The 15693-nt window shown below is 62.5% G+C and carries 12 protein-coding genes and 1 pseudogene; 8 read left to right on the top strand and 5 right to left on the bottom strand.

Annotated features, from left to right (window positions below; genetic code table 11):
- Window positions 1-196: 196 nt before the first annotated feature.
- The 4 genes from AC3WJM_RS12415 to AC3WJM_RS12400 all read right to left on the bottom strand — a co-directional run bounded on the left by AC3WJM_RS12415 (window position 197) and on the right by AC3WJM_RS12400 (window position 5711).
- Window positions 197-1198: an alpha/beta hydrolase gene (locus AC3WJM_RS12415; RefSeq protein WP_284991023.1), complete on the bottom strand. Its 1002-nt coding sequence runs from the start codon at window positions 1196-1198 to the stop codon at window positions 197-199.
- Complete coding sequence (locus AC3WJM_RS12410; RefSeq protein ID WP_284991025.1) at window positions 1195-2682, bottom strand: flavin-containing monooxygenase; 1488 nt, start codon at window positions 2680-2682, stop codon at window positions 1195-1197. Before AC3WJM_RS12410 ends, AC3WJM_RS12415 begins: the two co-directional genes overlap by 4 nt.
- A 35-nt stretch (window positions 2683-2717) precedes the next feature.
- A complete protein-coding gene (locus AC3WJM_RS12405; protein ID WP_492271988.1) occupies window positions 2718-3872 on the bottom strand; it encodes an alcohol dehydrogenase catalytic domain-containing protein in 1155 nt (384 codons plus the stop codon).
- A gap of 399 nt (window positions 3873-4271) precedes the next feature.
- Complete coding sequence (locus tag AC3WJM_RS12400; RefSeq protein WP_284991026.1) at window positions 4272-5711, bottom strand: PucR family transcriptional regulator; 1440 nt, start codon at window positions 5709-5711, stop codon at window positions 4272-4274.
- 119 nt (window positions 5712-5830) lie between these two features.
- Here AC3WJM_RS12400 and AC3WJM_RS12395 point away from each other — a divergent pair, with 119 nt between their 5' ends.
- The 8 genes and pseudogenes from AC3WJM_RS12395 (at window position 5831) to AC3WJM_RS12360 (ending at window position 13296) form a co-directional block, all read left to right on the top strand.
- Window positions 5831-7189, top strand: coding sequence for an aminotransferase class III-fold pyridoxal phosphate-dependent enzyme (locus tag AC3WJM_RS12395; protein WP_492271987.1), 1359 nt, complete (start codon window positions 5831-5833; stop codon window positions 7187-7189).
- A 31-nt stretch (window positions 7190-7220) separates the two neighbouring features.
- Complete coding sequence (locus AC3WJM_RS12390) at window positions 7221-8414, top strand: CaiB/BaiF CoA transferase family protein (protein WP_284991029.1); 1194 nt, start codon at window positions 7221-7223, stop codon at window positions 8412-8414.
- A 42-nt stretch (window positions 8415-8456) separates the two neighbouring features.
- Window positions 8457-9659: an acyl-CoA dehydrogenase family protein gene (locus tag AC3WJM_RS12385; protein ID WP_492271986.1), complete on the top strand. Its 1203-nt coding sequence runs from the start codon at window positions 8457-8459 to the stop codon at window positions 9657-9659.
- A gap of 2 nt (window positions 9660-9661) precedes the next feature.
- Window positions 9662-11173 carry an aldehyde dehydrogenase family protein gene (locus AC3WJM_RS12380; protein ID WP_492272022.1) on the top strand — a complete coding sequence of 504 codons (1512 nt, stop codon included), beginning with the start codon at window positions 9662-9664 and terminating at the stop codon, window positions 11171-11173.
- Between the two features lie 16 nt (window positions 11174-11189).
- Entirely contained in the window at window positions 11190-12281 is a 1092-nt protein-coding gene (locus tag AC3WJM_RS12375; protein ID WP_492271985.1) for a 3-hydroxyacyl-CoA dehydrogenase family protein, read from the top strand.
- A 258-nt stretch (window positions 12282-12539) separates the two neighbouring features.
- Entirely contained in the window at window positions 12540-12701 is a 162-nt protein-coding gene (locus AC3WJM_RS12370) for a thiolase family protein (protein ID WP_492271984.1), read from the top strand.
- A gap of 143 nt (window positions 12702-12844) precedes the next feature.
- A pseudogene (locus AC3WJM_RS12365) lies at window positions 12845-12931 on the top strand (hypothetical protein); the annotation flags it as partial.
- Between the two features lie 236 nt (window positions 12932-13167).
- On the top strand, window positions 13168-13296 hold the full coding sequence (locus tag AC3WJM_RS12360) for a hypothetical protein (RefSeq protein WP_492272021.1): 129 nt from the start codon (window positions 13168-13170) through the stop codon (window positions 13294-13296).
- A 389-nt stretch (window positions 13297-13685) separates the two neighbouring features.
- Here the strand turns inward: AC3WJM_RS12360 and AC3WJM_RS12355 are convergent, their stop codons facing one another.
- On the bottom strand, window positions 13686-15692 hold the full coding sequence (locus AC3WJM_RS12355; protein WP_284991034.1) for a hydantoinase B/oxoprolinase family protein: 2007 nt from the start codon (window positions 15690-15692) through the stop codon (window positions 13686-13688).
- Window position 15693 lies beyond the last annotated feature (1 nt).

Genomic DNA, 15693 nt, shown 5'->3' with positions numbered 1-15693 from the left:
TGGAAGGCGACTACGAGACCTTAGATGCTCGGTATCGAAGGTTAGGGGCTGTTGGTTGAACCGATAGCGTGCACTGTTCGTGCCCGGCATGAGGAGCGACCAGTACGCAGACGGAAGGCCCCTGAGGGAAAGCCTTCCGTCTGCGCTGTGAGCGCTTGGTACTTGGTTGCAGTCGTGGTAATCCGCCGCTCGGGTGCTAGAAGCGGCACACCGTTTCGAAACCGCTTGCACCTCCCGTGACCTTTACTAGTGCACGGCGGCGTATGAAAGCGGCGATTTCGTCCACTTTCTGTTCTCCACGCTGGACACGGCCTGCGGAAGTCAGCAGTCCGTGGGCGTATCCGGGGAGGTGCTGATAGTGCACTTCCGTCCCGGCCCGCGCCATGGCCGCAGCAAAGTTCGCGCCCTCGTCGGCAAGCGGATCGTTGTCCACGGTGATGACGAAAGCCGGTGGAAGCCCGGCGGGCAGCTGCGCGAGGGCGGGGCTGACATCGGGCAGTGTTCGATCCGTTCCTTCCGGCAAGTAGGTATCCGCGAACCAGGCGACGGTGTCCGCTACGAGGGGGAACCCCTCGCCGACGCGCGCGTAGGAGCGGGTGGACATGGTCAGGTCCACCATCGGGTAGATCAGGACCTGGGCCGAGACGTGCACGGGGCTGTTATTTGTCGCGTTCTCGATGGCCAGGACCGCGGCCATCTGCCCTCCTGCACTGTCGCCGACCAGCACGGCGTTGGATATGTCCAGGCCGTGAACCTCTCTTGCGGAGAAGAGCCAGTGAAGTGCGGCGCGGCTGTCTTCGATGGCTGCCGGATACGGGTGCTCCGGGGCCAGCCGGTAGTCCACAGCCACGACTGGCAGGCCGGTCAGGGCGGCAAGCCTGCGGCACAGCCCGTCGTGGGTGGAGAGACTTCCCATGACCCAGCCGCCTCCGTGGAGGAACAGCACGACTGGGGTGGGACCTCGGGAGACCTGAGGGTCGTAGACGCGCACGCCGAAGTCGTCGACGTTGAAGTCGGAAACGGCAGACAGCGGGTCTCCGATGAGGCCGTTTGCGGCGCAACTGCGCTCATACAGGTCACGCACTTCGCTCACGGTGTAGGTGTGGAAGGAGCGTCCACCGGAGGCCCGGAAACCCTCCAAGACCGCGGCTGCGTCCTCAGCAACGGGCCTTCCGGTGAACGGATCGTGGTTGGTCATTTGCCTGGACCGGTCTCGGCCAGCTGGAGGTAGTCGTCGAGCTGGAGATCCTGTGTGTGGGCCCGGTACTCGTTAACGGTCCCGGACCAGTTGTTGATGACTCGGCCGTCCTCGTTCTTGTACCAAGAGGAGCATTCGGAGGAGAAGGCGGACTTATCGAGCTCTTCCTGGACGTGGGCGTTGAATTTGTCGAGAACGCTGCGGTCGACTTCCAGTATCCTCGTTTCATCGGCAGCGAGGTATTCGACGGCCTGGGAAATGTATCGGTGCTGGGCCTCCAGCATGGACACCACTGAGTTGTGGTTGAGGTTGGTGTTCGGCCCGTAGACCAGGAAGAGATTGGGGAAGTTGTCAACGGTGATGCCGAGATATGCCTCCGGTGCGTTTCCCCACCGCTCGTCGAGGCGGATCCCGTCGCGTCCTGCGACGCGCATCGACCCCTGGAATGCGTGGCTCTTGAAGCCGGTGGCGTAGATGATGACGTCAAACTCGTGCTCGACGCCGTCGGCGGTGAGGATGCCCCTCGGCGTGAACTCTGTGATCTTCTCGGTCACGAGTTCCACGTTCTCGCGGGTCAGTGCAGGGTAGAAATCATCGCTGCGGAGGATGCGCTTGCAGCCGAAATCGTAGTCAGGCGTGAGCTTGGCACGGAGTTCAGGATCTGCAACCTGCGCTTCGAGGTGCTGCCGTGCTTGCTGGACGCCTTCCTCGGACGCGGCCGTGTGCCGGCGGGTACGTTCGAACCCAGCCTCGCGGAACTCGTGGATCTCCTGTCGCTTCTGACGGTAGATCTCAGGGTCCGCCAGGAACGCCGCAGTCTCCTCGTCGCTGAAAACGTACTGATCGCGGGGGAGGATGTAGTTGGCGGACCGCTGGAACACCGTGAGGTTTGAAGCGATCTTGGCCACTTCGGGGACATACTGCACGGCGGTTGCCGCAGAGCCGATCGATGCGACACGCTTGCCGGTCAGGTCCAGGTCGTGGCGCCAGGTGGAGGAGTGGAAGGCCTCGCCCTCGAAGGACTCGATGCCCGGGAAAGCCGGGATGTTCGGTTCGTTCAATTGGCCCCAGGCTGCGACGACGGATCGGGTCAGGAACCGAGCGCCGTCGGTGGTGTGCACGGTCCACAGGAGGCGCTCCTGGTCCCATTCGGTTGCCGTGATGTTCCGGTTGAAGCGGATGTGCTTTCCGAGGCCAAACTCTTCAACCAGAGACCGCAGGTAGCCCTGAAGTTCCTGCTGCCCGGCGAACATCCGGGAGACCTTCAGGTTAAGGAAGTAGCTGTAGCAATAGACGAGCGCCTGGGTGTCACAGGCGGCACCGGGGTAGGTGTTCTCGCGCCATACACCACCGACATCAGCCCCGCGTTCGAGGATCAGAAAGTCGTCCAGACCGTCCTGGACGAATTGGGCTCCCTGGCCCAGACCGCCGAAACCGGCCCCGATAACAATGGCGCTATAAACATGGTCGTTCTTGGATGACATGGTGTTTTCTCCTCAGGGGTGGGATGTCTTATGGATTAGGAAAAGGTGATGATCTGGCGCAGAGCGTGGCCGCCGTCGAGGGTGTCCATCGCGAGGTTGATCTCCTCGAGCGGGATTGTGTCTGATACGAGACCCTCAACAGCCAGTTGCCCGGAGCGCCAAAGGTTCTCGTAAATCGGGATGTCATGCGCCGGCACAGCTGAGCCGAGGTAACTGCCGACGATGGAACGCGCCTCGGCAGTCAGGGCAAGAGGATCGATCGACGCAGGTTGACCGGGGGCCGGCAGCCCGACGGTTACCGTGATGCCTCCCGGCTTCGTGAGGGCGATGGCCGCCTCAAGGGCGCGGGGATGCCCGGCGGCTTCAATGACAGCGTCAAACTTCTCACCGCGTTCCATGGCTGTTTCGGAATTCATGGCATCAACTGCCCCGAGCCGGAGTGCGGCTTCCAGCTTTGCAGGCATCGTGTCGATTCCCACGACGTGCTTGACACCGACGGCTTTGGCAGTGATCAGCGCAGCCATGCCAACGCCGCCCAGCCCGACGATGGCCACCCGGGTGGAGGGACCGGGCTTGGCAACATTGAGGACGGCTCCGCCACCGGTGAGGAGTGCGCAGCCGAGCAGTGCAGCAACATGCGCCGGAACGTCGGCTCCTACGGGCACGACTGAGCGACGGGAAACGACGGCATGGGTGGCAAAGGCGGAGACCCCCAGATGATGATTCACCGTCTGCCCGTCCCTGGAGAGCCTGCGCGAACCGCCAAGCAGCGTTCCTTCGGTGTTGGAGGCGGTGCCCTTCTCGCAGGGCGTCCTGCCGTTGGACCGGCATCCGGCGCACTGCCCGCAGCGGGGGAGGAACGTCATTACCACACGCTGGCCAAGCGAGATGCCATCGACACCTTCACCCAGCTCCTCCACGATCCCGGCGGCTTCGTGGCCGAGCAGCATCGGAACCGGGCGCGGCCGGTTTCCGTTGACCACCGAAAGATCGGAGTGGCACACTCCAGCGGCCTCAATGCGCACCAGGATTTCGCCGGGGCCCGGTTCTTCAAGCTCCACGTCGCCCACTCGAATGGGGCGGGATTTCGTGTACGGGCGGTTCGCCCCGATGGCTTCGAGGACCGCACCGCGGATAGTCCTTGTACGGCGCGCTGTTTCGGCTACGGGGCTTATATCTTCGATCGTCACGATCGTCCTCTCAATGACGGGAGGAACGATGGAGTGCAGCCGCACTTCGCAAGATGCGATGTGCGGCTTCCACCGCTCTCCGGGGACAGATGCTTATCCAGATGGAAGGTTTCCAACAAAGGACTGTCCATCGAGCGTAGGCATCCGCGCGCCACCGGTCATGATACGAAACGTCAAAAAGCGATGAAACCTTTGTACGAACTGTCAAATTTGGAGGGAAACACCCGAACCCCCGTGGGCGTACTTAACCGGAAAATGCGCCCCGCCCCACCGCCAAGGAGGGAACAACGCCCAATGCTCTATGCCGCTCCAAAGGCCTGCCGACACCCGTGCTCCGGCGTGAGCTGATTACGAGGGGAAAGCGCCCCGTCTCGAAGAGGGTAGGGGCACCATTCGTCCTCAGCTCATGCCAGAGCTCTGCGTTCGTCCCCTTAGCGCCAGCCACAACTGGGCTGCCACATCCGGATCGTCCAGGTCGGCGCCGAGGAGTTCGCTGGCTTGCCCGATTCTGTATCGAATCGAGTTCCTGTGGACACCGAGTTCTCGCCCCGCCGCCTCCCATTGGCCTCGGTGCGCAAGGTAGGCGCGGACGGTTTCAAGCAAGTTGCCCGGATGTGCGCTAAGTTTGTCCACCCATTCATCTGTTGGCAGATCGAGCCCGTGGCCGACCCGCACCAGCTGGTCGGCCGGGGCTGAAGCGGCCACCTCGGCGACTTGGGCCGCAATTTCGTGTAGTCGCCTCAAGGGCATAGGGCCACCCCATGCTCCCCGGACGCCCGCGGGGAGGAGGGGCCGGGTGCCCGAAGCCGATTGGAGGACGAACAGGGCATCCTGCCGTTCAAGCACCAGACCGTACTGATGCAATTGTGCTGCCAGACCCTCAACACGGGGGAGCGCGACCAGGAATGCTGTCTCTGGCAGAGGATCCGACTCCATCTGTTTGGCCAACAGGCGTGCGGCGTCGTCGTGCCCTTCCAGAACGAGCGCGGCAAGCATGCCTTCCGCGCGACGGCGTTCCGCGGCTGCGTGCCGCTGGCCCGCCGCCCTTGCGGCGAGGAGGGTCGAAGCAGTCAGGAATAGGTGGCGTTCTGCTGCCGCAAGCTGACCACTTCGACCCAGAGCGAGATAGCCGGAGGCGGCAGGGCCACTGGAGACGGGATACAGGGCGGCGGTTCCGGATGCGAGCTGGATGTTTCCTGTGGCTCCCTGCCGGGCCGTCCGGAGGTTGGCCGATTCTCGGACCAGATCCGCCAGCAGGCCGGCGGGCAGCTCGCCGCTTGTGGCGGCCGTTGAGGGTGAACCGTCGCCCTCCGGGAGATAAGCAACCCAAGTGCCGAGCGCACGGGAGAGTTCGCGGACGATTTCCGGTTCGGCATCGTCCTGGGCCGCGGCGCGCGTCAGGGCCACCTGCAGTCCGAGCAGCGCCGTTAGCTCCGCCTCCCCGCCTTGCCGAACAAGTTCCCAGTACGCTCGGGAAACGGCAAGAAAGGGTGATTCCCGGGGCACCGTCAGCAGTGGAAGGCCGGCTTCGGTGCACGCAGCTCGAAGCTCATCCGGCACCATGGCATGACCTGAGCCAAGACCAAGGCCGAGGGCGGCAACTCCACCGTCGACGAGGCGACGAACATAGTTTGTGCAAGCGTCGGCGCGGGTGGCGCTGTCCAGGCCACTCAGCTGGAGTCCGACGGTCAGGAGTAGCTCGCCACCATAGAGGAAGACTGTGGGGTCCTCGAGCTCGGACACGTGAACCCCGGAGAGCTCGACGCGGGGGAGCGGGATCGGCCAGAACGGCACCAGGTCGCGTTGTGCTGCTGCAACAAGTCGGGCGAGGGTGATCATGCGCCAATCATAAGACCGTTTGTATGTTCCGTCATGCATGCCTCTGATCCTGGATAGATCATCCAAAGACAGCGGGAGTGTGCGTCCCTATCGTGGAATTTACTACACGAGGAGGACCTATGACCGTCACGCCAGAAATCGCCCTTAGCCCCGTCAATGACCCTGCCAGCGTCCAAGCGGCAGCCCGCCGCTTGCTCACTGAACTCCCCGGGCCTCGTTCCCGTGAGCTGGAGGCCGAGCGTCGTCGACACGTTACGGATGCCTTCGGCATAACGCAGCCCGTATTCATCGACCGGGCGCTCAACGCCATGCTCGTTGATGTTGACGGAAACCACATCATCGACTTCGCGTCCGGCATTGCCGTGACGAGCGTTGGTGCAGCGAACCCGCGGGTTGCCAAACGTGCCGCCGCCCAGCTTGAGCGGTTTACGCACACGTGCTTCATGGTCACGGAATATTCGTCGTTCGTCGACGTTTGCCGGTGGCTCAACGAGAACACCCCCGGCGACTTCGACAAGCGGACCGCCCTCTTCTCGACCGGTGCGGAAGCGGTCGAGAACGCCATCAAGATAGCCCGCGCCGCCACCCGACGCCCCAACGTCCTTGTCTTTGACGAGGCCTACCACGGACGCACCCAGCTCACGATGGCCATGACCGCCAAGGAGAACCCCTACCGGCTCAACTTTGGTCCGTTCCCGGAATCTGTCTTCCGGGGTCCGACTGCACCGGCTCACAGCTCCCCGAATGGTCCCGCTTCCGCTCTCAAAGGCGTAGAGGCGATTCTTGCCGAGTACGGGCCGGAGACCTTCGCTGCGATGGTCATCGAGCCCATTCAGGGAGAAGGCGGGTTCATCGTCCACGCCCAAGGCTTCCTTGCCGGATTGCGCGAAATCGCCACCCGCCACGGTATCGTCCTGGTCATCGACGAAATCCAAGCCGGTATGGGCCGCACAGGCAAATTGTTTGCCTCCGAACACGAGGGCATCGCCGGCGACATCACGCTCACGGCAAAGGCACTCGGAGCAGGCCTGCCGCTCTCCGCCGCCACCGGACGGGCCGAGTTGATGAACGCCGTCCATACCGGAGGCCTGGGTGGAACTTATGCCGGCAACCCGGTCGCGTGCGAGGCTGCGCTGGCCGTCTTCGAACTCCTCGGAGACGGCACCCTTCTTGAGAACGCCGTACGCGTGGAGGCCGCGGTTCGAGCAAGGCTCGAACCGCTGCTGACCTTGGAGGGTGTCTCCGATGTTCGTGGCCGGGGTGCCATGATGGCCATCGAGTTCGGAGACGACGCGGGACCCCGCGGGGACCTTGCCGTCGCCGCGGCCAAGAAGGCCAACACCCACGGCGTACTGACATTGACATGCGGGACGAACGGCAACGTAATCAGGCTGCTTCCGCCGCTCGGGATCGAGGCTGACGTTCTTGACGAAGGACTTGCCGTGCTGGAGGCATCCATTCGCTCGGTGCTCTCATGAGTGTTCCGGGAGGGTGGCACTCAGGAGAACGATGAACGCGCAAACAGACTCCAGTGCCCCCCTCGCCGGGATCCTGGTCGCAGACTTTTCCCGCGTGCTCGCAGGCCCGCTTGCCACCATGACCCTTGCAGATCTTGGAGCCAGGGTCATCAAAGTCGAGCGGCCGGGCACCGGCGATGACACCCGTCAGTGGTCCCCGCCGTCCTCGAAGACAGGGGCAACTTACTTCGAGAGCGTGAATCGGAACAAGGAATCGATCGTCCTTGACCTGAATAACCCCGACGATCAAGCCCTCGCCCGGGAGCTAGCCTGCCGGGCCGACGTGCTGGTCGAGAATTTCAAACCAGGCGGCATTGAGAAGTTGGGCCTCGGCTATGAGGCACTCGCGCAAGAGAACCCTGGGCTCGTCTATGCGTCGATCTCCGGGTTCGGTTCCGGCGGCGGACGGAATCTTCCGGGGTATGACTTCATCGTCCAAGCCCTTGGTGGGCTCATGAGCATCACCGGCGACCACCAAGGGGACCCTTTCAAAGTGGGTGTTGCGTTGGTTGATGTGCTGACTGCCAAGGATGCCACCATAGGCATCCTCGCCGCCCTTTCCGCCCGCACCACCTCGGGGCGGGGCCGCCGGGTCGAAGTCAACCTGCTTTCAAGCCTTCAAGGCGCACTGGCCAACCAAGGCCAGGCGTATCTGGGGGCGGGGGTGCTGCCAAAGCGTATGGGCAACGACCACCCGTCGATTGTCCCGTACCAGCTGTTGGCAACTGCTGACGATCCCTTGGCTGTGGCTGCAGGCAACGACGGTCAGTTCGCGCGGCTATGCGAGGCAATCGGCTCCCCGGAGCTCGCGGTTGATCCGCGATTCGCGACAAACTCAGCGCGTGTCAGGTACCGCCGAGAGCTCGTCCCCCTGCTCGAAGCCGGGCTGTCTGTCGCCGGCGCCCAAACATGGCAGGACAAACTGGTTTCAGCCGGGGTCCCGGCAGGGCGGGTTGCCAGCATTGGAGAGGGCCTTGAGTACGCCGAGAAACTGGGTCTTGCTCCGACGATCGCCGTGCACGACGCCGACGGCGCAATCGTCGGGCACCAGATCCGCCACCCCATAACGTGGACGCCGCCGCTGCCCCAACGAACCCAGGCACCTCCCGCACTCGGCGAACACACTCACAACGTACTGAGCTGGCTACGCAGCCCCAGGACCGGGAACACTGACGACAATCTATAAGCGCAGACTAACCCCTAGTCACCAAGCCCAGGAGGGACCATCATGACCCTTGCCCCCACTTCCGCAGGCATCCACGATTCCACCGCCGTGGATCCTTCCGACCTGGTTTCGTTCGACACACTACTCAGCGGCGAGGAGCTCGCCCTGCGCGACCGGGTCCGGGCGTTTGTCCAAGAGCAGATCAAACCAAACATCGCCAGGTGGTACGAGGAGGCCAGGTTTCCCCTCGAAATCGTGCCTGAATTTGCCAAGCTGGGCCTGCTCGGCATGCACCTCAAAGGTCACGGATGCGCCGGGCAGTCGGCAGTTGAATACGGCCTCGCCGCAACCGAGCTCGAGGCCGGTGACTCCGGGCTTCGGACGTTCGTATCAGTGCAGGGATCGCTGGCCATGACGGCCATCGCCAAACATGGCTCGGACGAACAGAAGGACGAATGGCTCCCGCGGATGGCTGGCGGGGAGGCGATCGGCTGCTTCGGACTCACCGAGCCCAGCGCTGGCTCAGACCCCTCCTCCATGACCACCTTTGGCCGCCGAGACGGTAAAGACTGGATCCTGAACGGCACCAAGCGCTGGATCGGACTAGCCAATGTCGCTCAGGTCGCCATCATTTGGGCCCAGACGGAGTCCGGGGTGCGCGGCTTCGTTGTCCCGACCGACACACCGGGTTTTAAGGCAACTCCGATCGAACCGAAACTTTCGATGCGCGCCTCGATCCAATGCGAAATCAACTTGCATGAGGTGCGGCTTCCCGCCGAGGCAGTCCTACCGAACGTGACTGGCCTCAAAGGCCCCTTCGCGTGTCTCAACGAAGCGCGCTACGGCATTGCCTGGGGCACGATGGGAGCAGCCAGGGACGCCTTCGAAGACGCGCTCAACTACTCCAAGGAGCGACTCCAGTTCGGCCGGCGTCTTGCTGGCTATCAGCTCACCCAGCAGAAGCTCGTGGATATGGCTTTGGAGATCAACAAAGGATTTCTCCTCGCCCTGCACCTCGGCAGGCTCAAGGACGCCGGCAAATTGCAGCCCCACCAAATCAGCGTCGGCAAGCTCAACAACTGCCGGGAAGCAATCAAGATCTGCCGCGAGGCCCGAACGATCCTCGGCGGAAACGGGATCACCCTCGACTACTCCCCCCTTCGCCACGCCAACAACCTTGAATCTGTGCGGACATACGAAGGTACAGATGAAGTCCACACCCTGATCCTCGGCCAAAAGCTCACCGGGACAGGTGCCTTCCGGTGACCATGGCCGCGGAACGCAGCGCCGCACGGAACACCGGATCCGCCGGCAAAGTCGAGACTCCCGCACTGCTTAAGCTCCTGATAGCCGGCAGGTGGGTCGTCGGCGACGGGCAGCGCCTGGCCTCCCGGAATCCGGCCAGCCCGCAGGAACTGGTCGCCGAAGGGCAGACGGCCCTGGCTAGCGATCTGGAACGCGCGATGAGCGCAGCCCGCGCATCACAGCCGGAATGGAGCCGCACACCGATTCATGAACGGGGCGCCGTGCTCATCCGCGCCGCCGCCGCGTTGGAAGAGCAGGCGTCCGGCTTGGGTCTGGAACTTTCGAGAGAGGAAGGCAAGACACTTGCGGAAGGGACAGCGGAAGTGCTGCGCGCGGTACAGATTCTGCGCTACTACGGCAACGAAGGCGACAGGGTTGCCGGAGAGCACTACGCTTCACCGCGACGCGGCGAACGTATTCTCATTACGCGGAAACCGCTCGGCGTAATTGGCGTCATCACCCCCTTCAATTTCCCGATTGCAATTCCGGCATGGAAGATTGCCCCGGCACTCGTGTACGGGAACACCGTGGTGTGGAAACCGGCCTCAACCGTCCCTCTCCTTGCGATGCGTTTGGCCGAAGCTCTGGCCAATTCCGGCCTGCCTTCCGGCGTCCTCAACATGATCATTGGGTCCGGCTCAATCGGCACGGACCTCGCGCGAAGTCCGGGTCTTGACGGGATAACGTTCACCGGCTCGCCAGGCATTGGACGTGGATTGGCCGCCGAGGCGGCGTTGCGCGGGTTGCCCATGCAAGCCGAAATGGGCGGCAAGAACGCCGCCATGGTGCTCCCAGACGCAGACCTTGACCTGGCCGCGGAACAGGTGCTTTTCGGAGCATTCAGATCAACGGGGCAGAAGTGCACGGCAACGTCCCGCCTCATCCTCGCCGATTCCATCGCCGACGAGTTTCTAGAGCGCTTCGAGGCCCGGCTCGAAAACTGGCAGACCGGAAACCCCACAGAACCATCCGTCCACATGGGACCGCTGGTCAGCGAGGGAGCCCGCATGTCGATTCTCAATGACATCACCATCGCCATGGAAACGGGAGCCGAAGCCATCGCCGGGACATCTTCGGCTAATCCTCTTGCCGGCACGGACGGCGCCTTTCTCGCACCCACGGTGCTCGAACTTCCTCGCGGAAACGTGGGCGCTGCGAACATCGCGTGGCGCAAGGAACTATTCGGCCCGGTACTGGCAGTCCGTAGGGCAGCATCAACAGACGAAGCGTTCGCTTGGGCGGAGGATTCCGAGTTCGGTCTGTCCGCATCCTTGTTCACCCGCAACATGGCCATAGCACTGGAAGCGATTGACGCCCTCAACGTAGGCATCCTTCACATCAATTCGGAATCCGCAGGCTCAGACCCTCACGTGCCGTTTGGCGGGGCCAAGAAAAGCAGCTCCGGACCCAAGGAACAAGGCTCCGCGGCGAAGGAATTCTTTACACACACGACTACGGTCTACCTACGAGGGTAGGGACGGAACCAGGATCATGTCACAAACACTGTCACGCATCTCTTCAGATGATTCATCCAGCAGTCCCGGGACAAAGAGAAGCATCGAGTCTTTTGGGGTAGTCGGGGCCGGACGAATGGCGACCCAACTTGTCCTGCTCGCCGCCGAAAAGCTCCGTGTTCCGGTTCTCATCAGCGACGTCTCTGCAAGTCGCGTCACCAATGCACTTGATGAGATGCGCAATCGCCTCAACCGCCAGGAAGCCAAGGGCCGACTCGCGACGGGTGAAGCAGCAGAGATTTCAGGGCTCATCCATGGCTCCACCGATCCTGCGGACTTCAGAAGTTGCGATGCTGTCATCGAGGCAGTCTTCGAGGAGTTGAGCACTAAACAAGCTGTACTTCGACAACTCGAGGCGTCAGTCGCACCGGACGCGCTCCTGCTCACGAACACCTCCTCATTGTCGGTTGCTGCCATGGCCGGGGTGCTCAAGCACCCCGAACGCGTCCTCGGATTCCACTTCTTCAATCCCGTGGCCGCATTGCCACTGCTCGAACTGGTCCGCACCCCCTTCGCGTCAGACAGAGCCGTCGCGGATGCCGGAGACCTCGCCACCAAGCTCGACAAGACCGCAGTTCACGTCTCGGACACACCCGGATTCGTCGTAAATCGCATCTTGACCCGGATCTTCTCGGAAGTCCTCGCCGAGATCGACAAGGGAAGCCACCCGCTCGATGTTGACCGCGCCCTGGATCCCTGGGGTTTGCCCATGACACCGCTGGCTTTGATCGGATACATCGGCCCCGCCGTTCAGCAGCACATCTCTGATACGCTGCATCGCGCCTACCCGGACCGCTTCCACCGATCGGCCGCGCTTTCCTCGGTCGTCGAGGCACGGTTGCCCAGCTTCTTCGATGAAGAGGGCGCAGTTCACCCCACCGCTTTGACTCTGCCTTCGGAGCCGCACGGAACAGACCCTGACCGCATCCGCCGTCGGGTCAGAGACGCGCTAGCCGAAGAGGTCCAGCTCATGCTCGACGAAGGCGTTGCCGCAACGCCCGGTGACATCGATCGCTGCATGGTCCTTGGTGCGAACTTTCCCCCGACTGGCCTGGCATGCCTGTCGTGACACACATCCCATCGAGCGGCCAAGGACGAACACGCCAACGCAGCCAACGCCTCGATTGCGGAGTACGCGTACGAAACCAGATGAAAGCGCCTTCCAAGACAGTCCAGATGGCGTCGTGATCGTCGGCGCCTCCAGCACGGCTCACGGCCGGTTCCTCGGTCAGCTCTCCACCGTATCTGCCGTAGATCTGGGAGGAGCAGCCATTGGCGGCGTGCTGACCAAAGCCGGAATCGACCCTTCTTGGTGAACGCCGTCGTCATGGGACAGGTGCTTCAGTCAGGCACGGGTCAAAACTCGACCCGTCAGAGCGCAGTCGCTGCAGGAGTGCCGTTGTCGGCTCCAGCGATCACTGTAAACAAGGTCTGCATCTCCGGGATGTCCGCGATTATCGAGGCCGCGAGGATGCTTCTGCGTAGGTGACGCGACAGTCGTCGTCGCCGGGGACAGAAGTCAATGAGCCAAGTTCCTCGCCTCCTACCCCGACCCGCGCCGGAATCCATGTGGTGGGTTGGACGTTTCTGACGCCGCGGCACACGAAGGACTGACGGACGCATTCACGCACGATGCCATGGGACACTGGCAATCGACAACCGGACACCTCGCGCGAGCCCCTTGCCCGGCTGCAGCCTGCTTTCTCTCTGGAGGGAACGGCGACGGCAAGGAACGCGTCACCATTGATTGACGGGGCCGTAGCGCTCGTGTTCACCTGGCGGGAGACCGCCCAATTGCTCGGGCTGCCAATCTTGGCGGTCTTGCGGGCCCATGCACAAATCGCCGGTGCGGATACCTCACTTCCCGACAAGCCTGCCAGGGCCATCCAGACTGTACCTGAACGTGAAGCATGGGAGGCTGACCTCGATCTGGGGGAGATCAAAGAGGCCTTCCAATCGGCGCGTCTGGCGCCCGGTTCTATAGTCACGGCAGTACACGCACTCATCCCCGCAGTACAAGACGAGCGGCGGCAGCGCTTTGCGGAGGCGGATGGCAGGGCGACGCCATACTCCTGGAACGCTGATGTTCAAGCAAACGGAACAGGGGCTCCAATACCGCCTCGCCGGACAGGCAGAACTGAACCGGTGAAGTCGTGGAAGTCCGCTTAGGAGACATGGTCTTAAAGGAAGTCACTGTCAGCGCCCAACGCACGGCCGCTGGATTCTAGGCCCCGGCGGTGATGCTCGAATCCATAGTAGGGCTCCCGTCGACAGGCCGATCACGCGGGATCGAAGACCGCCCACATGGCCACTCCGTTACAGAGCGCGCGGATTCGCCGAGCGGCTGTCTGTTCCGAGACGCCTGTTGCGGTTCTATGCTGAGTACTCGTTTCGCTAACTTGACTGCTGATTGCGGAATCGCCCGGCACCTTTCGGTGCCGGGCGATTCCGTTGGTTCGGGGATTTCGGGCTATCAGCCCCAGTGTGAGGCAGAGCGCCTTAGCATGCTTGCCCGGAACTGTGAGGTTGTTTCGGGAAACAGTTCCCCGGAGCCCCAATCCAGAATGACTCCGTGGCGCCGAATGACGTCTAGCAGATCCAGTTCGCCTGCCCGGTACAGCTGGGCGATCAGTACAGGATCGGTCGCCAGCCAGCCGTGCCTTTCGGACCGAATATGCTCGCGGAGGCTCTTGCTTTCAAGCTCGTCCACCTCGAACAGGTCCAGGTCCTTGTCGATCTCGCGAACGACCACTCCGTAGTCCTTGGCTGCCCGTTCAATCGAGACGTAGTCATCAATGACGTCGTCGAGAACCTCATCAAAGGGTCGCTCCAGTGGATCGCCGTATCCGCCGCCGCCCGCGGACGGTCTGGTGAAAGAGTCTCCGGACATCAGGGGCACAGCAGAGAAGTTGGAACCGAGGAACCTCTCCTGTTCCGTGCCCTTGTTCATCCACACGCCATGTGGAATGGAAGGCAATCCACCCTCGATGCCCCAAGTGATGGACCGCGCCCGGTCGCAGCAGTAGCTCATCACGGTGTTGGTGGCATCTACTAGGATGCCGCCCTTCTCGATGCCGAGGCCGCCGCGGAACCTACCCGGGCCACCGGAGTCCATTCCAATCTGGTGGACGGTGGTAAGGACCGGGGAAAGCCGCTCCTGGCCTTCTACCGGCTGAACGGCGAGACCCGGGCCGAACACCGGTGCGGTGGCACTCGAGCCGTCTTTGCTGGCGCGCCCGCCCCAACCGCCGGCCATCCAGTCGTACCACATGAAGTAGGGGTTGTCGGCGGTGCGGCCATCCCTGCCACCGACCAGGAGATACTCAAGGTTGAAGGCGCAGGCCATGGCACGGTCGGGCATGATGCCAGACCAGAGTTCGAAGATCCCGTTCATCAGCTTTTCGTAAGGGCCGGAGCAGAAGCCTGTTACGGCATACGGCCAGCCGGCGTTTACAACAGTTCCCTCAGGGCCGATGATCGCTTCAACCGCGGCGTAGAAACCTGAGTTCAGCGGGACGTCCGGGAAGAACGTTTTGGTGCCCGCGTAGATAGCGGAGTGTGTCGTGCCGTAACCAGAGTTGAGGAACGTCTCCACGGCCGGGGCCGAGCCCGTCAGATCGTAGTGGATCCCCTTGCCATCCAAGGTCAGCTTGATCTTGATGGGGACCAGGCCCTCGCCCTTGCCGGGATCGAAGTCGATGTAGTCGGTTGTCTCCCACTCGCCCTGCGGGAGATCCTCCAGCCGGCGTCGGACAATTCTTTCCACGTAGTCCTGAGTCTCCTGCATCGCGGCCACGACTGTCTTCTTGGAGTACTTGCCCACGAGTCGAAGGATTTCCCGTTCGCACGCGGCCGTAGCTTCTGACTGGGCATGGAGATCACCCATGGCCTGTCGTGGAGCCCTGGTGTTGGACACGAGGAGTTGCGCGACGTCGTGAAGAAATGTGCCCTTGCTCCAAACCCGGACCGGGGTGATGCGCAGGCCTTCGCCGAAGTGCTCCTTTGCGTTCACGTCAAAGGAGCCGGGAACATTGCCTCCGATGTCGGCCCAGTGTCCTTTATTTTGGGCGTACGCGATGATTTCCCCGTCGGAGAAGATCGGGCGGATGAAGCTGACGTCGTTGAAGTGGGTTCCGCCTCTGTAAGGGTCGTTGATGGCGAAGACATCGCCAGGATGGATGTCCTGTCCGAACTCTTCGATGATGGCCTTGCACTGGAAGTGCAACGTGCCAACATGCACCGCGATGTCGCCGCTTCCCTGCATAACAGTATTTCCTCGGGCGTCACACAGGGCGGACGAGAAGTCGCGGGAGTAGATGACGAAGGAGTAGCAGGTTCTGAGGATCTGCTCGCTCATCAGGTCCACGCTGGTGACGAAGGCATTTTTCAGCACCTCGAAGGTCACAGGGTCAAGCCCTGAAGCCTGACGGACGCCGGAATGTGCAGCGTGCAGATCCGGCCTTGTGGCTACGTCGGTCATG

Source organism: Arthrobacter sp. FW306-1B-G06A (assembly GCF_058781765.1).
The sequence above is the reverse complement of the archived record's forward strand: the minus strand, read 5'-3'. Positions and strand labels throughout refer to the sequence as shown.